Here is a 20,491-nt window from a genome sequence, read left to right on the forward strand (position 1 = left end):
TCCGATTACTGTAAGTAATTATGAATTTGCCGGACGGATATTGTTTGCAAAATGGCAAGTATTGTCTAACGAGAGTCATCGGCCAGGGAGGATTTGGAATCACCTATTTGGGCGAGTGGAACACTGAGGTCAAAGGTGAACTCGGAGCTGTAGAAACAGCCGTGCCCATTTGTATTAAGGAGTACTTCTTTAAAGACTATTGCTTTAGAGATGAGACAACATTCGAAGTCAAAGTGCACTCTGGAACCGGAAAAATTCTTTTTGATAAGTTCAAAGAGCGACAAATCGAAGAAGCCAAAATTCTTTCCGAAGTACATCATCCATATATCGTCAATGTGTTGGAAGTGTTCGAAGAGAACAACACAGCCTATATCGCAATGGAACATATATCGGGCTGTTCATTGAAGTCCATGTTGAGCGAACAAACGGTATTGCCGGAGTCGAAAGTGCTCAAATACGTCGCACAGATCGGGAAGGCGCTAGAGTTTGTACATCAGAAAAATATCCTGCATCTCGATATCAAGCCCAACAATATCTTAATCGACAAAAATGACAATGCCCGATTAATTGATTTTGGTGTCAGTAAGCGTTACGATCTCGAAGAACAAGAGGCATGCACAACGACGCTTACGCTGTCAAAAGGATTTGCGTCGATCGAACAGTACGATGATGAGGGCACGGTAAATTTCTCCCCCTGTCCCGATGTTTATTCTTTGGGTGCAACCATGTATAATCTGCTGACCGGCGTGATCCCGGTCGAATCGATTTTAAGAGCGACAAAGCCTTTAGTTCATCCGTCGGAACTGAATAAACGAATATCTCCGAAAACGGAAGCCGTCGTACTGAAAGCGATGCAGGTAAATCCGAAAGACCGTTATCAGTCGATAAAAGAAATGATTGATGCTTTGGATATCCCACCATCGATCGTAAGCAAAGAAAACATAAGCATTCCAAGAAAGAAGGAGCACGAAGCGGAACAATCTGTCGATGAAAATGAAAGCACACAGTTGATCGCAACTTCTTGCAAGCCCGGATCAACGGACAATGAGGAAACGATTTTTATACCTTCGAAAACGAGGCAATCCAAACAACGGCGTACAAAAAGTAAACGACGGATTTTATTACCCTTGTTAATCTTTGCGTTTGCCGGTGTAAGTTGGGCTGTGTCATACCTGTTCAGTTGGAGCGATAAAAACACAACATTCATCAACAACAAGTTAGTGGCTGACGCCTCGATGCAACAAGGCGAACCGATCATTCCGGTCGATCTCCAACCTCAGAGGGAAGCCCCATTGAAGGAACAATCTCCTTCCGAAGTGACGAATGAAATCCATAAAGCGGAGCAAACGGAGAAAAAGGAAAGAAACGAAACCGCTCTTCCGATAAAGAAAGAAGAGAAATCGGAGAAAACAACGACAAGCAAAGAATCGGATAAGAAAGGCTCTGAAGAAGCATCAAACGCAAAAAAAACAGAAGAAGAGACCGAACGAATGAACGCAAATTATGCGGCGTTACTGGTATCTGGAAAGATAAAAATGAATCAAGGTCATTATGTTGAGGCAAAAGCAGATTTCACAAAAGCCAAAGAGATAAAGATAACCGAAGACGTCGTTCGTTTATCGTTAGCTTGTGAGGAGAAAATAGAAGAAAAAAATATAGCCGATCGGATCGCATTGTATGAATCGGGAATGACTTTTGGCAACTACACAATTGTCCGGAAAAAACAAAACGGACGTTATGGGGCTATTGATGCCAAAGGAATCGAACGTATCAAATGTATTTATCTGAGTGTGGGACGGTCGGAGAGCGGACGAGCCTTTGAGCGCGAAGACCGTCTGTACGATATTTATAACTCAAACGGAGTATTGGTCGGGAAAGGACTTACGACCTACTAATAACAAAGAAAAGGATACATGAAAATATGGATGTGGATTATATTCGGATGTTTATTGCTACCCTCCTACGCCGGAGCACAACGACAGACCGAATATAACCGTAGAGGAGACGAAGCGATGAAACGCAACGATTATCGGGACGCAAAAATGTGGTACGAAGAAGGCGTTTCATACTGTGACCAGTACAGTATCCACCAGCTCACTGAAATATGGCTGAAAGATGAGACAATGCATGTTTCGATGCGTACAGTGATGAGTAAATGCTTGAACTGCCTGAATGAATACGCAACGGAACGAGACACATCGGCCATTCAGAAGTTAATTCTTTATTATACCCAAGGGATCGGGACTTATGAAAACCGGACGACTGCCGGCTATTGGCGTAAACAGCTCGAAGATATACGCCGTTCAAACGCTCTTCCCCCTACCCCTCCGAAGAAACCCAAAGAGCCTATGCGTTTCTTTGCCGGATATGATTTCTCTCTGTTGGCTCCATACGGCATTCGGGTCGGTGGAGTAAATAGTCTGATCGGCTGGTATGTAAAACTGCATTCCAACTTTTCTTTTCAAGGACATAATGAAGAATGTCGTATCGACGGAAATCGATTCGTGATTGAAAACATGCAACAATATTATGGTTCGACAGGAAAAACGAAAGCCAATGTGATGATGGGATCGGTCGGTATTATGGTAAGAACCGTAGAGAATTTTTACACTTCTTTGGGAGCAGGGTATTGGCAACGAGATGTATTGCGCGAATATGAAATCGTAAATGATGAAGGTATCATAGAGTCTACCGGATGGGCAAAAGATCGAGACTCCTCGAAAAAAGGGTTTAAGATAGACTTGGATGCCTCTTATTTCTTAAAAAACAAGCGCTTCTATGTTTCGGGCGGATGCAGCGCTTTTAACTTCAAGTACTTCTATCCGAATGCGGGAGTTGGCTTGGTTTTCTAAAAAAATGAACAAACAATGAGACAGGCTAAATACTATATATTTCTGATTGTCCTTTTCTGCGGTTTTTTTTATGGATGCTTTGACGATCCGAAGGTAGAACCGGGAATACAAAACGCAAAAATTCCCCAATTGGGAACAACCGTAAAAATAGAACGCACAGCTTCCTCCATCACATTGACAGCCTCGGTCGAGAAGGCCAACGGCGCGGCAGTGGAAGAGCGCGGATTATGCTGGTCGAAAAAAAATAATCCGACTGTTCGCCCCGACAGCGCTAAATCCTTCGGTAAGGGACTGGGTGAATTTAGCGGCACGATCGAAAATTTGTCTAATAACACAACATATTATATCCGTCCTTATGCCAAAAACCTGAAAGGCATCGCCTATGGAGAAGAAAGTAAAGTCTCGACTAATACAGGATTAGGATCGGTTCGTACATTCGTGATCATAGACAGTGTGCGTGCTAAAACGGCGCTATCCGGAGGAAAAATAGAATTGCACGGCGAAGGAACTGTTCTTGCTCGCGGAGTGTATTATTCGACATCATCATTGATGCTTCCGAAAGATTCGGTTCTAAGTACGATGGATACCGATTCATTCATCTGTCGGATCAGCGGTCTGAGAGCATCTACGAAATATTACGTTCAGGCATTTGTAAGAAATCGATTCGGTTATTATGTTGTGTCCGGACCTCTTCGAACATTCGTGACTGGAGATGGTTTGCCGACAGTTTCACCTGTAACCATTCTAAAAAGAGGCTATACGACAGCCACCTTCTCTGCTACCGTGGTGAAGGAAGGAGATGCTCCCGTTATTCAACGCGGTTTCTGCTGGAGCACGAAGAAAAATCCCACCATCGAAAATGCGACGTATGATGACAAATGCGGCGTGGGGAGCGGCACTTTTAAGGTAGAATGCGAAAACCTGATTTCGCGACAGAAATATTATGTACGAGCATTTGCCCGAAATAAAGAATTCGGTATTTCATACAGTGAACAAGATTCGTTCATCACAAAAAGCAATATCCCGACTGTCACTACGGCAGAGTTAAAAAATATCTTGAAAGGAGCGGTTACAGTGGGCGGAAAGGTTGAAGAGTCGGGACAAAGTGCCGTGAAAGCGTGCGGGATCTGCTGGTCTGCAACCGCCACGAATCCTACCCTCACGAATGCCGAAGTATTAGAAATTGAACCGAATGCCGAAGGCGTTTTCAGCAGTCAGATTGCCGGTCTGAAAGGAGGTGCAACATATTATTTCCGAGCTTATGCAACGAATAATGAAGGCACTTCATACGGAGAGATCAAAATGAAAACAATGCCTCACGTTTTCAAGGGAAATCTAAAAACGTTTCAAGGCGCTCCCCGTATCCAAAATTCTCCGGCATACTTCTCCATCAGAGACTGGGGATATATTCTCGGAGGGGATATCGGCCCTCAATATACGGCTGAACTCCATTACTATAATGCCACTACAGACGAATGGAGAGCAATGCTGCCACATCCGGAAGGTCCGGTCAAATGGCAGACGGCTGTCGTGCATGACAGATCAGCCTTTATTTTCGGAGGAATGGCTGCCGATCGTAAAGCAAGAAACGATTTTTATCAATATAACTCTTGGAGTAACACCTGGTATGACAGATCGACGGCCATAAGACCGGATTCCTCCTATCTCTCGGTTGGCTTTGCTTTGAACGACAGTATCTGTTACGTAGGAGGTCGCAAAGACACAGTAAAGAACGAGGTATGGATGTACGAGATCTCAGCCAATACATGGAAACGACAGCCCGATTTCCCTGTTCAACAATACGGAGGTATCGCCGTAACGATCGGGAATACGGCTTATGTCGGACTCGGTAAAAATGGAAGCGGTGTCTTCAATAAAGGGCTGTGGAAAACAACGAATGCCGCTTTGTGGACACGAGAAACGATCTGTACAATCCCTACCGAGGGTATTTTGGCCGGCGTGGCACATCATAACAGAATCTACATGATTGATGAAGCATATTATATCATCGAATATAATCCGTCTACGATGACATGGACGAAGAAATCGCAACTGCCTCCTCAGGCAAGAGGCATCCATTGTATGTTTGTCATGAACGATCTGATCTACATCGGCCTTTCTCCGACTTCTACGACCATGATTTCTTATGATCCGACATGGGATAATTGAAGGTAGAAGTATTTGTTATTTCACAACGGCGAAGGCCGTTAAGTAACCTTTTCCAGTCGGAAGGTATGTGTGCTGTTACTAATCCCCCCGTTAGTACCGGTACTAACGCACTCCCATCAGATGCCCAATTTTGTTTTTCAGCGTCGCACCTGGATACGAAGAAGCCGCCTCTCTCACGAGAGACGGCTTCCAAACCTAAAATTGTTATGAAAGAATTCTCCTTCTTTACTCAGAAAGAAGTATTTCCAATATCTGACAAGCAGCTTTGGCCACGGATGTTCCCGGGCCGTAAATCGCAGCTACGCCGGCCTTGTAGAGGAAGTCGTAATCCTGTGCGGGGATAACGCCTCCGGCAATAACCAGAATATCCGGACGGCCAAGTTTCTTCAACTCTTCGATTACCTGCGGCACAAGCGTCTTATGTCCGGCAGCAAGCGACGATACGCCCAGCACGTGCACGTCGTTCTCTACCGCGTCGCGGGCCGCCTCTTCGGGTGTCTGGAACAACGGTCCCATATCTACGTCGAATCCGCAATCGGCATAACCCGTTGCAACTACTTTGGCGCCCCGGTCGTGTCCGTCCTGCCCCATTTTGGCGATCATGATACGCGGCTGACGCCCCTGTTTCCTGGCAAACGCCTCGGCCAACTCACATGCCTTGCGGAAGTCGCCGTCTTCTTTTGTTTCTGATGAATACACGCCTGATATCGTTCTGATAATTGCTTTATAACGTCCTACAACGGCTTCGCAAGCGTCGGAAATCTCGCCCAGCGAAGCACGCAGACCGGCCGCTTTGACGGCCAGATCGAGCAGGTTGCCCTGCTTCGTCTTCACACACTCCGTGATATCGGCCAGCGCCTTCTGCACGGCGGCTTCGTCGCGCTTTCCGCGCAAATCCTGCAAACGGGCTACCTGCTCTTCACGTACGGCCGTATTGTCGATCTCCAAGATATCGATCGGCGCCTCTTTAGCCAAGCGATATTTGTTCACTCCTACAATAGTCTGAACGCCGGAGTCGATACGTGCCTGCGTGCGCGCGGCGGCTTCTTCGATACGCATCTTCGGCAGACCGGTCTCAATGGCCTTAGCCATTCCGCCCATGCTGTCGATCTCCTGAATCAACGCCCATCCCTTGTGGATCAATTCGTTCGTCAATGCTTCGACGTAATACGAACCGGCCCACGGATCAATCTCCTTGCATACCTGCGTTTCTTCCTGAATATATATCTGCGTGTTACGCGCGATACGTGCCGAGAAATCGGTCGGCAAAGCAATAGCCTCGTCGAGCGCGTTCGTGTGCAGCGATTGCGTATGTCCGAGCGAAGCGGCCATGGCTTCGATACACGTGCGACCGACGTTGTTGAACGGGTCCTGCTCGGTCAACGACCATCCCGACGTCTGGCTGTGCGTACGCAACGCGAGCGACTTGGGGTTCTTTGCACCGAAACTCTTGACAATCTTGGCCCACAGCATGCGTGCGGCACGCATCTTGGCGATCTCCATAAAATGGTTCATACCGATAGCCCAGAAGAACGACAGACGCGGAGCAAAAGCATCTACATCAATCCCGGCATTGATACCTGCACGCAAATATTCCATTCCATCGGCAAGCGTATAAGCCATCTCAATGTCGGCCGTCGCGCCGGCTTCCTGCATGTGGTAACCTGAAATCGAAATCGAGTTGAACTTCGGCATATTCTGCGAAGTGTACTCAAAAATATCGGCAATGATACGCATCGAGAATTCGGGCGGATAAATATATGTGTTACGCACCATGAATTCCTTCAGAATATCGTTCTGAATCGTTCCCTGCATCTCTTCGAGCTTGGCTCCCTGCTCCAGACCCGCATTAATATAAAACGCGAGCACCGGCAGCACGGCTCCGTTCATCGTCATCGAAACGGACATCTTGCTCAACGGAATTCCGTCAAACAGGACTTTCATGTCTTCGAGCGAGCAGATAGACACGCCAGCTTTTCCTACGTCACCCACGACGCGGTTGTTGTCGGCATTGTATCCGCGGTGCGTCGGCAAGTCGAACGCTACGGACAATCCCTTCTGGCCTGAAGCGAGGTTACGGCGATAAAAGGCATTCGACTCTTCGGCCGTCGAGAATCCCGCGTATTGCCGGATCGTCCACGGGCGCATGGCGTACATACCGCTGTAAGGCCCGCGCAGATAAGGCGGCAACCCCGAGGCATAATGCAGATGCTCCATCCCGTCGAGGTCCTCTTTCGTATAGACTGACTTTACCTGAATCTGCTCAGGTGTCTTCCAATTGGCCTCAATGCCATTGGACTTCGCCCATTCCGCTGCGTTCGTGGCAGCAAAACCGGCTTTCTGAATATCGATATTTTTAAAATTCGGTCTCATCATCTTTGTTTTTTCTTTTAAAGAAGGCTTCGGTTAAACATCTGCAACGTCTCCAGCACATTCGATTTCACATGAATGAAATGTTGGATGCCGGCCGCTTTCAAGTCGTCCATACAAGCGGGAGCACCGGCTACCACAAACAGCTCTTTTCCTTCGGTCAGCTTGAACGCTTCGGGAGCAAAGGTCGCATATTCGTCATCGCTCGAGCAAAGCACGATGATATCGGCCTTCTTCTCACGAGCGGCTTTCACTCCGGCCTCCACCGTTTCGAAGCCGAGGTTATCGAAAATTTCGTAGCCCGCACAAGCGAAGAAGTTCGAAGAGAACTGCGAACGTGCCAGACGCATGGCCAGATTACCGATGGTAAGCATGAACACCTTCGGGCGTTTACCGCTCTTCTCCGTTTCCAGACGTAAAGCTTCAAACTCTGAGGCCCCGCGCGAGAAATCGAGTTTCGCGATTTCCGAATCTTTATGGCAATGACAGCCACATTCGCTATCGGCTTCGATTTTGTCGCCGGCAATCTCGGTGAAGTTCGGGAAGATATTCGTTCCGAGCAGACTGATCCGTCGTGTAGCAATCTGTTTTTTACGCGAAGAATTCGACTCGTTGACGGCTTGCTGCACCTCGCCGGCATTCGCCACGACGGCAAAACCGCCTTTGTCTTCGACTTCGAGGAACAACTTCCAGGCAGCCTCGGCTACGGATCTCGTCAATACTTCTATGTAATATGAGCCGCCTCCCGGATCGACCACGCGGTCGAAATGGCATTCCTCTTTCAACAGCAACTGCTGATTGCGTGCGATGCGTTCCGAGAACTCGTCCGGTGTTTTGAACACGTCGTCATAAGGCGATACGGTAATCGAGTCAACCCCCGCAATGGCGGCAGACATCGCTTCGGTCTGCGTACGGAGCATATTCACATAGGCATCGAACACAGTCATGTTCCAGGCCGATGTATGTGCATGCATTTTCATCTTGCAGGCACAGCGGCAGAATGCACTGTCGTCTGCCGTCTTATCGCAGCAGTCCGGCGGACAGGTACATACCGGATCATAAGCCTTCACAATTTCAGCCCATAACCAGCGCGCCGCACGGAACTTCGCAATTTCCATGAAATAGTTGGATGAGATACCGAAGTTAAATTTGATCTTGTTAGCTACTTTATCTACCGGTATCCCTGCTTCCGCCAGTTTAGCGAGCAGTTCATTCCCCCAAGCCATGGCATAGCCCAGCTCCTGTGTGATATACGAACCGGCGTCGCTCAAGTTGGAGGCCTGTACGGCCAAAACACGATAATGCGGCAATGCTTCGCCGGCTTTGAGCACGTCAACCACATCTTCTACCCAATCGCTCTCAAGTGTAATACCTTTGACAAGCGGCACCTTGAAGGCATCGTAAGCCACAGAGCCTTGCACCTTGTTCAAGTCAACTCCTTTTTCTCTGTAATACTCGGTAAGAATACCGAGTAATTCTACCGCCCTGCGATTGCAGGTCATAAAATTCAGTTCCGTTTCTACGGGACAAATACCTTCAAGCAATGTCCGGATATTATCCGCGCTGACACGTTCGCCCTTTATCCGGAATCCGAGAGAGGTCACTCCACTCTCGGCTACGAGACGTCTGGCTTTCTCGTTGGCCGACACACAGTCAGTCACTTGGATATCTTGACGTACAAGCCATGCGTTAGAAACGTTTGTTCCGCGGACATACGGAAACTCACCGGGCAGCGATGTAACAGTCGCCATCCCCTCAATGTCTTCGGCGCGATAAAAAGGATTTACATTAAACCCCTCGCCGGTTTTCCAAACCAACTTCTTTTCGAACGGCGCTCCCTTGAGATCGGCTGTGATCTTGTCCATCCATTCCTGCGTGGATACGGGAGGAAATTCGGAAAAAAGTTTCTCTTTTGCTTCTGCCATAAAACTTTTCTTTATTTATTTGTTAAACAGACTGTATGTTCCTCAAAAGTCACAATAATATACGGATGTATCAACTTTCTCGGTGGCCGATATAGACCCACGATGTCTTAAATTTTTCTTTTTCCCGTAATCGGTTTACATACGCTTCAGCTTCTGCCCGATTGTCGTATTTTGCGGCATAAACACGTATCCGCTGACCGCTCCGGACTATCCCGATCTGACGACATTCCGCCGGATCGACTTCCGAAACGAACTTCCGGGCGCGACTGCGGGAATCAAAACTCCCGATAATCACATAATACGATCGGTTGACCACATCTTCTATGGCTATCTCAGTCGATGCCGGTGTTGTTTTCTGTACTGTTTCGGCTGTTGCCCCAATAGACGGCTCCGGATGAGAGGGCACGAGAGCGACCGGTTTATTCGTTTCTTTCGCAGATTGTACCGGAGATGCTTTTTCTTTTTCTCCTTCACCGGCTGAAAACGTAGAAGTCAGTATTTCTGAAGGTGCAAATCCGGCCGTGTAGGAGTTCCGGTTCACATCCTTGACAGGAGTAGTAATCAGAAAGAACAGCACGACAGCCGCAGCGGCTATACCGGCGATGCGTCCCATCATGCGTAACAGCAGAGGTGCTTTGCGCACCGCTTTTTCCCTACGAATAGTCTGTTTACTTCGGCAATCTTGCGGAGAAACAGGAAAATCGACCGGTTTTCTGTGACTTAGCTCTGCTTCGAGGGGCGCCATATAAAACGATGTCAACCCATAGGCGTCAATGGTATAATAAGCGGTCGCCGGCTCGAAGATAAGTGTTCCGTCTTCGTTCCGGCGGAACGATCCGAGTCGACCGCATGAAACCGTTCCGTGATCATCCAGTATTCTCGTCCATTCGTCCAGGTCTTGTCTGAGGGTTTGCTGCGCTTCACTGAAATCCATCCCATACATTTGCATATATGATTCCGTCAGAAGGCCGTCGTCATGGTTGAGAGAAGGATTAAACGCCATTTCGTTATGCGCCGGAGAGAAGGCATTTTTTTCGGCTGTAAAGAGAGCCGGACGTCGCCGGAGCACAAAGCCTCCGAAGTCCGGAACAATCACGCAGTCGTTGACTAACAGTACACGCTCTATATGTGTAATAATCCGTAGCATTACGCAAAGATATATCATTTTCCGGAATAAGACACAGAAAAAGGCAAAAAAGTTACGCCCCCGTGTTTATGCCGGGGGCGTAAGGAATACAGGCGTCATTAATAGCCGGGGTTTTGCTTGAGGTTACGATTGGCGTCAAGTGCCATCTGCGGAACCGGAAAAATTTTCAAGTGCTCCTTGCCTTTTGTATCAGGTTTGAGATAACGAGCGTTCTGGAAAGTACCGAAGCGAATACAGTCCTGACGGGAAAAACACTCCCAGGCCAATTCCAATTTACGTTCCAATGCAACCTGTTCGAGAGTGACGGACGTATAGTTGTGCGATGCATTGCCGAATCCTCGCTCACGAATGGCATTGACCAGTTTCGTGGCGGCACCGTTATCACCGCCCATGCGAACCAGCGCCTCAGCCTTCATCAGGTAGACATCGGCCAGACGGAAAATAATGAAATCATTCTCCATCGCCCCCAAAGTAGCCTTGTCATAGGGCCATTTATAGCAACGATAGCCGTCTTCCTGATTGACCTGTCCCCATACAGAACCTTTGTACTGCGAGCCTTCGATTTGGATCACGTCGATGTAGTGTACCAGCGGACGATCGTGTGCGGTCATCAAGACTTGACCGGTAGCAGGGTCTTTCATCTCGCCTATCAAGAATGAGCCTTTCAGTCGCTGATCACCTTCTTCAAAGAGTTTGGCATAGTCCGTTGCTGCGCAAATTCCGTTCCATGCACTCCACGTGCCTCCCAAAGCGAGGTTGTCTTTATAGTGTAAAGTACGAAGGTGCAACGTGTTTTTGTCTTCCGTATCATTAGCGCTATAGCAGGCCGACAAGATGGCTTCGCGTGAGGTCTCATTCTTGATCTGGAAGTTCGTCTTCCAGCTCGGCTCAAGCACATAGGCCAACCCCATGACTGCATCGCAGGCATTTACGACCTCTTGCCAGTTATTCGTCTTTTTCGTGTGTACGCCCCACGCTTCGGCATTCAAATACATTTTGGCCAGCAAGGTATATGCGGCACCTTTCGTGAATTTGCCGTAACTTGCGCTCGACACATCGGAGCGAAGAAGGTCTTTGATCTCGTCCAGCTCACGCACAATATAATCGAACACTTCCTGACGAGTCTTCGTTTCCGGCAGACTGGTATCCTTAAAGTCGACAGCCAGCGGCACGTTGCCGAAAGCGTCCATCAGACAATAGAGCCAGAAGGCACGCACACCGCGTATTTCAGCCAAAGCCGCTTTTTTATCCACGTCCGATATGCTTTGAGAAGTTTCGATGGTTGCATAAATCAAGTTACAGGAGGAGATGGACTGCGTCGCTGCATCCCAGCATCCACGCAATGTTCCCGTCTGAGGAGTCCATGTATGCATGTGCAGATCACGATATCTTCCGCCGTCGAACCAGTCGCCGCCCTTACGGGTCGGATTAATGGCCATATCTCCCGTACATTCGCTCAGATAGAGCCAGTTTGAGGAGAAATATTTTTTCAATGTATTATAGACCGGCCCGATAATGGCTTCGACTTCGGCCTTGTTTTTCCCGAAAGTATCGGAAGGAATTTTGTCATAGACCGTCTCCTCCAGATCGAAACACGAGGAGAGGGAGAACAGCATGGCAACACCGGCCAGCATGGATATGATTGATTTGATCTTCATATTATCATTTTTTATACGGATTATTAAAATGTTACATTAAGTCCCACTGTGAAAGTCTTCGATTTGGGATAGAAATCGCGATACTCGATACCGGGATAAAGTCCGCTACCGGCCATGATACCGGTGCTTGTTCTCGAGCTGTTGGCACGGTCGGTCTCGTTACGTCCTCCTAACTGTACCTCCGGATCAAGTCCCTTGTATCCGGTGATAACAAAGAGATTCTGGGCAGCCACATAAATACGTGCTTTGCTGAGCCAATCGATTTTTTTCGTGTTGAACGTGTAACCGAGTGCGATGTTATCGAGACGAATAAACGATGCGTCTTCCACATAGTACGAACATATCTGCGAGTTCTGTCCTTTCAACTTATAGATCAACTCATCGTTCAATGCGTTTGTTCCGAGCAGATACGTATTGTTACCATAAGCGGCGCGAGGACCATTAAAGACTTCGTTACCGATCATGCCTCGGAAGAAAACCGAAAAATCCCAGCTCTTATAGTTCACGGTGTTCTGCCATCCGAAAATCACGTCCGGCAATGCCGTACCGCAATACGTACGATCCGCGTCGTCGATGTTTCCGTCATGATTGATGTCTTCAAAGATATATTTTCCTTCATCGCTGATACCTTTACATTTCCACATATAGAACTGTCCTACCGGACGTCCCGTTTCGACGATATGAGACGTCACTCCCGATCCTCCGCGAATCCACGGACTGCCTACATAGACCTTGTTCGTCTCGTAATGGTCGTTTGACAGGCGCGTAATTTTATTTTTGTTATACGATCCGTTGAGTGTCATTGTCCAGTCCAGCTCCTTGTTTCGGATCACACCGATGTTCAACATCATCTCAACACCTGTATTTTCCATATCGCCGACATTAGCCATCATGCGGTCATAAACAAACGGAGGTGTGGGAACCGCATACGTATACAACATATCCGATGTTTTCTTTTTGTACAACTCGACACTTCCTCCGAACCGTCCGTTAAACAACGAAAAATCGAGACCAAGATTCATTGTAGCAGTCGACTCCCACTTCAGGTCGGGATTGGCATTTTGGCTGATTGCATAAGCCGTTTTCCATGAACCATCATTGTAATAGATGCCTTTCATGCCGTACAACTCGAGAGTCCGGTACGGATCGAGTCCCGTCTGATTACCGGTGACACCGTAGCCTACACGCAGCTTCAGATCGTTCACCCAATTGATATCCTTCATAAACGCTTCTTCGGATATACCCCAAGCTGCAGAAACAGAGGGAAAAATACCCCATTTGTTATTCTTACCGAACTTGGACGATCCGTCCCGACGCAGCATGGCCGTGATCATGTAGCGATTGTAATAACCGTAAAAAGCACGGGCATATAGAGAAACGAGCTTATAAGCGCTCTTGCCGGATTCCACATCACCCGTTTTGAGGCCGTTTCCTGATTGCAGTGAGTTGTAAGACAAATCGTTTGAGAGGAAATTTCGGTTCTGGGCAAAAAAGTAAGCATACGCATTTTCTTCCCACGAATAACCGGCCAAGGCCTGTATCTTGTGTTCTTCGTCGGCTCCGAATGCCCGCTCGTAGTCAATCGTCCATTCGAGCAGGTTACGGTTCCACACACGGTTTCGTTTATACGCATTCCCCTGATCGCTTTGTCCGTCTTCGGTCGTCGAGTTATTGAACTCGCTGTGCGTATCGGAGAAGCGGCTCTTGTAGAGGTTTAGTTTTGTATTCAGTCCTTTAGCCAGTTCAAATTGAATATCACCCGAACCATAGAAATAAAGCATCTCGTTATCTTTGCGGTTCAAGTCCTGATTCTGTACAGGGTTTCCCTGATCAAACTCTGCATTGACCTTTGTAAAATAAGTGCCGTCGGCATTATAGACCGGATAAACGGGCAACATGCTATACGCCAAAATGTAGTTCCCTGCCTCCGGTAATTGCTGATCGGTAATCGTTCCCGATCCGGTCAGTCCTACACGCAGACGATCGTTGATAGCCCGTTGCTGCACTTGGAAGCGGAAACTGTGACGCTCCTGCTTGTTGTCACGCATCACTCCGTTTCGATCCTGATACGTATACGAAATACGGTAGTTGCCCTTCGACGTACCACCGGACAGCGACAAGCTATGATTTTGTGATAATCCTGTACGTGTCAGTTCGCTGAACCAGTCGGTATCAGCTCCGTACTGGTCGTAAACCGACGGGTCTTGTTTGGAATAAGCGGCATAGGCACGCCATTGATCCGCATTGAGCAAATTCGGCTTATTCGCCAGCACATCGACCGACATATATCCGTCGTAGTTGACAGTCGTTTGATTACCAACACCCTTTTTCGTTGTGATAAGAATCACGCCGCCTGCTGCACGTGAGCCGTAAATCGCAGCCGAAGTTGCATCTTTCAACACGGAAATTGACTCAATATCGGTGGGTGCCACCGTGCTCAAATCGCCGCCGGGTATCCCATCAATCACGACAAGCGGCCCCATGTCTTCCTGCAAAGTAGTAACACCGCGTAGCCGCATCCGTGATGTACTTGTCACATCGCCCGAGCCCGAATTAATCATCAACCCGGCCACTTTACCCTGCAACAAATCGGTCGCATCGCGTGTCAATCCTTTGTTAAAGTTATCTTCCGTCACATTCGCCACCGAACCGGTAATCTGACGGCGTGTCTGCGTACCGTATCCGATAGCCACAACTTCACCCAGATTCACAACAGACGGTTGCATTGTTACGTCAATCGTACTGCGCCCTTTCACAGCTTCTTCCTTCGTATTATAACCGATGTAAGAAAACTGCAAAACGGCATGTTCCACATTGGAAACCGACAAGGTGTAATGTCCATCCAAGTCCGTCACTATACCGTTTGTCGTTCCTTTCTCTACTACATTGGCTCCGATAATCGGTTCTCCGTTCTCGTCCAATACTGTTCCTTTGACTTGTTGGGCATAAGCCACAGTCACACCTACACACATCAACGCCGCAAGCAGCCCTGCTTTCCAGCGCCCGATCTTCGCATTCTTTTCTTGTTTCATACAAGTCACTCCTTAAAAATTCAATTTATCATTCATTCACACGGTAAAATTTCAGAGCGTATTTCCGGAAACAAGAGTTGTAACTGGCTGTCGTGATTTTCATGATATTTCCCGACACGAAGCTCATCGCAATACATGACATTGTTTCCCTGTATAGATTTTTCAGAACCAATACGAGCGCAAGATATATATTCTTTTCATATCCGCAAAAAAATTAACATTCAAAAACGCTCTCCTGATATCCCGCAAATAGCTTAGCTGTCCGACAAAAACAAATGAACTACCCCGTCCGCTTGCGGCGAGGGTAGTTCATTTGTTGAAACGTTGATGGCGTTGTTGCCATACGTTCTGTCTTTTCACGATTGTTTTATCTTTTACCCTTTGCAGCCCCTCCCCTCCGGAGAGGAGGGGGAAGCTCGTCAGCACGTCTGTCCGAAAAAGACACGTCTTTTTCCGGAAGAACACGTGTCTTTTTAAAAAAAACACACGTGTTTTCCGGAGGGCACACCTTACATCTTTTCGTATTTGAGGTTGGCGAGCATTTTCTTCAGGTCGACACCGGGTGTGAAAATGACTTTCGCGCTTCTGATGGCGTCGGCCGTCACTTCTTTTTCAGTGTCTTTGCCTTCGCTCGAGATGTTGATGCGCAGGCTGCCCAGTTCGCCCAGACGTACGGCCTGCCCGTCGGCCAGCGACGACTGCATGACATCGACGAGCGCGTAAAGCACGGCCCGGATGTCGGCACCGCTTACGGTACTCATCCGTTCAATGTCGCGCGTGAGCCCTGCCAGCGTTTTCTCGCCGGTCACATTGGCCGAGGCATAATACTTTTTCACTCCACCGCCCGCTACACCGGGCTGTCCTTTTTCGATTACTTTGAATTTGATTGCCATAAAAAATTGGTTTTAAATGAATAGATAAATGTTTCCGGTTATTGGTCGACGAAGCGGACGAACAACCATTTTTCTCCTTCGCGTTTGACTTTTACTTGCCGGCCTTTGCTCTGCCGTGCCTGATTCCATATTGCATCGTCGACGGGAAGCACGACTTCGGCCGTCTGTCCGTCGTCGAACAATACACTGATGTAGGTGTTCACCATCCCCGAAACAAGGGGCTGATAGACGTTCGTGATGGTGCCCGTCTCGGTTTTGGAGCACGACAGGACCGCGAGACTGAATAGAAGCGCTATGGCCATCGCCCACAGGCTTCTGTTTCCCGTTGCTCTTTTTTGATCTGTTCTTTTCATCTTTTTTCTGATTTTAGACGATTTATATTCTTTGTTTGCATCTTCTGATTGCTTCGAGAATCTCCTGTTTGTTGATGCCCAGCTGTGCTTTCAGCTTATTCACTTTATTGTATTTCGTTATGATCAGTATAATACAGACAAAGCTGAGGATAAACCAAAGGATGGTGCCGAGAAATCCTAACAGATAAAACAGGGGAAGGGGGGTTGTGAAGATAATTACAAAGTTGAACATGCCTTGTATATGCGCATTGTTGTATGCGCTTTTCCATTTGGAAAACAGGACGATATCGAATTCTCGTCCGAAATCTTGCGGGGTAAGTTTTTCTATCGCACTCATACGATTTATTTGTTTATGTGTTTATTTGATTACCATCTGTATGGCACAGCCTTCATTGCCGATAGTGCCGTCTTTTTGAATACGCAGTTCGAGAGACTCGCATGTCTCTCCGGACGGACGACAAAGCATCATCAGATTGTTGCCTTTTTCAAGTGCTTCTTTCGCCTTTGCCACCTCTTCCTTAGAGAAGAAAACGACAAAAGCATAAGATGCTCCGCCACTCGTTACCGGCACCTGAAAACTCACGGTCTTACCGCTGCCGGTGTTAGCCGTTTTCTCAACTAACGTCGATGCTGCTTCGTCGTAATAGAGGAAGTAAACATCTGCGTTCGGTATCTTTTTCTCTTCCTCCAGATAGGTAACCTTTACCTGCAACATTTCCTTTTGCGAAGGTGTATTCTTACTGTTTTCGGAGGATTGGCCGTAGAGGCCGACGGTTGCCGCAAATATAATCGGCAAGATCATCATCATTTTCATTTTTGATTTCATATCGAATTTTGTTTGGTGTAAAATAATTGTTAATGGTTATTCAGCAATCAGTAATCAGCGGTCAGCTTTCAGATATCACAAGTTGCACTAACTTAATGGTCAATTGTTATTCTTTACTACTCTGACTACCTTGCCACTTTTTTCACTTTTCACTTTTCGTTTTATTTACGTCTTTTGTCATTCAGAGCGTCAGCGATGAATCTTTTTTTTTCCGTGTGAGATTCCTCACTGTGTGTTCGGAATGACAAAGGGGGTTATTTGTGCCCATTTGCGCCATTTGCGTTCGGACGGCAGGGCTGCTCTACTGATTTCGCATGCGCTTAGCAGACCCAGCAGTCCGATTAATACGGTTACATATATTCATTTTTTCATGTTCTGTTTTTTATGCGTTATTATTATGTTTCCTGATTAGGTTTCTGCTTATGGTTTCTTTAAAATCTCTTTCGGGATGTTCTGCGGCGTGGTGATGTTTTTGAGCACAACATATACCGATTGGGTTCCGTTTCTGTTCAGTTCCAGTTTTACTTGACCGTATATGCAGGCCTTCGTCACCGTCAGATTACAAATAAACGGCATTTCGTCCAATATGATTTTGCCGTCGGCGATATCAATGGTATCTGTAGTTTTAAATCCTCCTTTCAATTCTACACTTTCTATCTTGTCACGTCCCGCTTCATCCCTATCAACCGTCCTATAGCCGTTAACCGTAATGATGACAAAATTCGTTTTCATTCCCGAGTTCTCCAAAAACTTGAAAGCCTTGTCCGATGGCTTGCGCTGCTTTTCGAAATGATCCGGGGTGAGTTTTATTTCCTCTCCGGAGATCGTGAGTTCGGTAACTTGCTTCAAATCGGGCGACAGTGTCATCTTCAGTGTTACATTTTTCGAGTTTTCGAAAGGAATCTTTCCCGAATATGTCTGTTTGGAGGAAAACGCCGGCGGGATAGCTGCCTCTTTCGATTCGGCGGGGGCGATACCCTCGAAGCCGACGAGCAGGAACGGCGTTTCGATGCTGTTAAGCGCAAGACTGTTGCCGTATGATGCGGATTGTGTCGTGTGGCCCGCGGCCATATCGGCCACCGGCAGAACTTTCACTTTGGCAGGCAACCGTAGGTCCGGGTTCAGCGCGTCAGCAACGAACCGGCGTCCGGCCAGCGCGTTTACATGTTCCTGACAGCTGCTTATCAACGACAACGGATAGCTTATCATCGGAGCATTTGCTATGATTCCGAACGAGACGGGGAGTTTGTCGCTCTCCGTCGTTAACAGGGCATACGGTTGGTACTTTTTCAGCACATCCTCCGCAGAGGGACCGCAACCGTAAAACAGGGATACTAAAAGTATCGCGGTCATCCATTTTGTTACTTGTTTCATATTTTTTTCGTGTTTTATGCCTCCGCTGCCGGAGGCGGGTTAGTTATAATCGACAGTTTGAGGACGACTGTCCGTTGTTGACTTTCGTTCATCTCGAAAAGTGAATATCCGATGTGTCTCCCCCGGCTTGGGCTCACGTAAAAAGAATTTTGTATCATCATCTCTTCATGGGGTTAAGTTTAAAAAGCACGAATAGCACGAGCGGATACGTTGCTTGATTGAGCATAGGTTTTGTTCCTTGCTACTACGGATTTCAATTGGGGAACATAAACCAACGCCGTGCGGTCTGATTTTTCCGTCGATGACCAGTATTGAGGCAATGTCAACGGTTTGCCTCCGGGAATAGCTTCGAGTTTTGCATTGAGCGTGCTGTTTTCAAACAACACATCGCAAAGTGTCTTCAATTCGTTAATCGCAGGAAGATACCAGCCATCGCCCTTTTTGGCACACCATGAAAAGGCGGGATACCATTTCTCCCAATCTCTCCATTTCTTAATCTTTTCCAGATTTTTAGCGCCATCGTTCTCGTCTTTGGCATTCGTGAGTTTATAAACGAACCCCGTTGCGGTTACCGGCATCCACCATCCGCCCGCATCTCTCACATCGTGCGATACGACCAGTCCTTTCTGTTGTGCGGTTTTCTCACGAACCACGATTCCCATACAAGTCTTAGCATTGTTCAGCTCTTTGGAGAAACTGCCGTCGCTGTAATAGTAATCGCCGATTTTCGGACTTTCTGTTACTGTTCCGCCGTTCTCTTTCCACTTGGCTCGCAGGGCGAGGTCGCGCGTTACGGGCGTTCGGAAATCGTAGGCGTTTGTGCCGTCGGCTGTCCATGCCACGAACGCAAATCCCGTTTTCGTCGGTGCGGGCGACGGAGCAACAGCCGTCTTACCTTCTTCCACGCGCTGCTTTTCCGGTACGGGTATGCCGCCGTCGGTGTCGAATGTTACAGTGAAGTATGTTTTCACTTCTTCATTTTCATTGTCTCCGCAGGAAGCAAATCCCATTGCGAAGATGCCCATCAGGGCGATAAGATAAATTCGTTTCATGTTTCTTACTGTTTTATGCCTCTGTTGCCGGAGGCGGGTTAGTTATTCAGTCTTCAACGGGTTATTGCGTTTCGAGAATGGTCAGCACGCCGTCGTTCAGTTCGTATTTCAGTTGGGCATACATCGAATAGGCGAAGGTGTTTTCGCCAGCGTAGATCGTTACGGTCTGAGTACCGTCTGCCCTCCGGCTCACTTCCCGTCCGCCACGTATGACAAACTGCACCATTTCGGTGCCTTCTTTCACGATGCACCTTGTATCGACAGGTTCCACGCCGTGAATGATAAGGCGACGATAGACGATATTCTCGCCCGAAGCCGCATCTACGAAATCGAACGTGTTGCGGGTTCGATCGATGTTGGCGATTTTCATCGTCGTACCGACGGGAACCGTTTGTGCGGAAGGAGTCTGCGCCGGTGTGCTTACGATTGCCGGGGGGATGTTTGCCTGAAAAGCCAGTTCGTAGGTGTCGTATTGGCAAGGGAGAACCTCGTTACCCTCCCGGTCGAATTCTTCCCCGTGCTCGAAATGCCCGGGCGTCAATTTTTCAATCCAATCTTTTCGTGCCATATCTGTTTCTTTACTTTTATACTCCGTTTTCGGAGGGTGCTCTTTCTGAAATCATTTGTCGGTCTTGACGAATGTGCCGCCGTCTTGTCCCTCTAAAACTTTCCCGCCGTCTTTGGTTTCAAATCATTCTTTTTTCTCTGTTGTTTCCCAATAGAGCACAGGACGTTTCCGCTGCTCATCCCATTGCCACGGTGCCGTGTCGTCTGTGCCGAACGGAAAGCCCGGTATATACCGCTGTTCTTTCTTGTCCAACCCGTCGGGCAACCGCCACC

15 protein-coding genes are annotated in these 20,491 nt (G+C 47.8%); 3 read left to right on the forward strand and 12 right to left on the reverse strand.

Annotation, left to right across the window (positions count from 1 at the left end):
- Positions 1-20: 20 nt before the first annotated feature.
- The 3 genes from ACTTKA_RS06320 (at position 21) to ACTTKA_RS06330 (ending at position 5,021) form a co-directional block, all read left to right on the forward strand.
- Positions 21-1,895, forward strand: coding sequence for a protein kinase domain-containing protein (locus tag ACTTKA_RS06320; protein WP_442724367.1), 1,875 nt, complete (start codon positions 21-23; stop codon positions 1,893-1,895).
- Between the two features lie 18 nt (positions 1,896-1,913).
- Positions 1,914-2,852 carry a hypothetical protein gene (locus ACTTKA_RS06325; RefSeq protein WP_442724368.1) on the forward strand — a complete coding sequence of 313 codons (939 nt, stop codon included), beginning with the start codon at positions 1,914-1,916 and terminating at the stop codon, positions 2,850-2,852.
- A 129-nt stretch (positions 2,853-2,981) separates the two neighbouring features.
- The gene (locus tag ACTTKA_RS06330; RefSeq protein ID WP_442724369.1) at positions 2,982-5,021 is read left to right on the forward strand and encodes a Kelch repeat-containing protein; all 2,040 of its coding nucleotides are present in this window, start codon (positions 2,982-2,984) and stop codon (positions 5,019-5,021) included.
- 225 nt (positions 5,022-5,246) lie between these two features.
- On the opposite strand, the gene scpA is transcribed toward ACTTKA_RS06330, so the two are convergent.
- The 12 genes from scpA to ACTTKA_RS06390 form a co-directional block, all read right to left on the reverse strand.
- The gene (gene scpA, locus ACTTKA_RS06335; protein ID WP_442724382.1) at positions 5,247-7,394 is read right to left on the reverse strand and encodes a methylmalonyl-CoA mutase; all 2,148 of its coding nucleotides are present in this window, start codon (positions 7,392-7,394) and stop codon (positions 5,247-5,249) included.
- 17 nt (positions 7,395-7,411) lie between these two features.
- On the reverse strand, positions 7,412-9,316 hold the full coding sequence (gene mutA, locus ACTTKA_RS06340; protein WP_442724370.1) for a methylmalonyl-CoA mutase small subunit: 1,905 nt from the start codon (positions 9,314-9,316) through the stop codon (positions 7,412-7,414).
- A 70-nt stretch (positions 9,317-9,386) separates the two neighbouring features.
- On the reverse strand, positions 9,387-10,463 hold the full coding sequence (locus tag ACTTKA_RS06345; RefSeq protein ID WP_442724371.1) for an SPOR domain-containing protein: 1,077 nt from the start codon (positions 10,461-10,463) through the stop codon (positions 9,387-9,389).
- 98 nt (positions 10,464-10,561) lie between these two features.
- Complete coding sequence (locus ACTTKA_RS06350) at positions 10,562-12,121, reverse strand: RagB/SusD family nutrient uptake outer membrane protein (protein ID WP_442724372.1); 1,560 nt, start codon at positions 12,119-12,121, stop codon at positions 10,562-10,564.
- Positions 12,122-12,144: 23 nt separating this feature from the next.
- A complete protein-coding gene (locus tag ACTTKA_RS06355) occupies positions 12,145-15,153 on the reverse strand; it encodes a SusC/RagA family TonB-linked outer membrane protein (RefSeq protein WP_442724373.1) in 3,009 nt (1,002 codons plus the stop codon).
- 509 nt (positions 15,154-15,662) lie between these two features.
- On the reverse strand, positions 15,663-16,046 hold the full coding sequence (locus tag ACTTKA_RS06360) for an HU family DNA-binding protein (RefSeq protein WP_442724374.1): 384 nt from the start codon (positions 16,044-16,046) through the stop codon (positions 15,663-15,665).
- Positions 16,047-16,084: 38 nt separating this feature from the next.
- Entirely contained in the window at positions 16,085-16,399 is a 315-nt protein-coding gene (locus tag ACTTKA_RS06365; protein WP_442724375.1) for a hypothetical protein, read from the reverse strand.
- A 22-nt stretch (positions 16,400-16,421) separates the two neighbouring features.
- Positions 16,422-16,736 carry a hypothetical protein gene (locus tag ACTTKA_RS06370; protein WP_442724376.1) on the reverse strand — a complete coding sequence of 105 codons (315 nt, stop codon included), beginning with the start codon at positions 16,734-16,736 and terminating at the stop codon, positions 16,422-16,424.
- Positions 16,737-16,757: 21 nt separating this feature from the next.
- Positions 16,758-17,225: a hypothetical protein gene (locus ACTTKA_RS06375; RefSeq protein ID WP_442724377.1), complete on the reverse strand. Its 468-nt coding sequence runs from the start codon at positions 17,223-17,225 to the stop codon at positions 16,758-16,760.
- A 420-nt stretch (positions 17,226-17,645) separates the two neighbouring features.
- On the reverse strand, positions 17,646-18,599 hold the full coding sequence (locus ACTTKA_RS06380; protein WP_442713244.1) for a hypothetical protein: 954 nt from the start codon (positions 18,597-18,599) through the stop codon (positions 17,646-17,648).
- A gap of 179 nt (positions 18,600-18,778) precedes the next feature.
- Positions 18,779-19,651 carry an InlB B-repeat-containing protein gene (locus ACTTKA_RS06385; RefSeq protein WP_442724378.1) on the reverse strand — a complete coding sequence of 291 codons (873 nt, stop codon included), beginning with the start codon at positions 19,649-19,651 and terminating at the stop codon, positions 18,779-18,781.
- A gap of 61 nt (positions 19,652-19,712) precedes the next feature.
- On the reverse strand, positions 19,713-20,219 hold the full coding sequence (locus tag ACTTKA_RS06390) for a hypothetical protein (protein WP_442724379.1): 507 nt from the start codon (positions 20,217-20,219) through the stop codon (positions 19,713-19,715).
- Between the last annotated feature and the right edge of the window lie 272 nt (positions 20,220-20,491).

It is taken from the genome of Tannerella sp. (genome assembly GCF_052170195.1).
Taxonomy (GTDB): Bacteria; Bacteroidota; Bacteroidia; order Bacteroidales; family Tannerellaceae; genus Tannerella.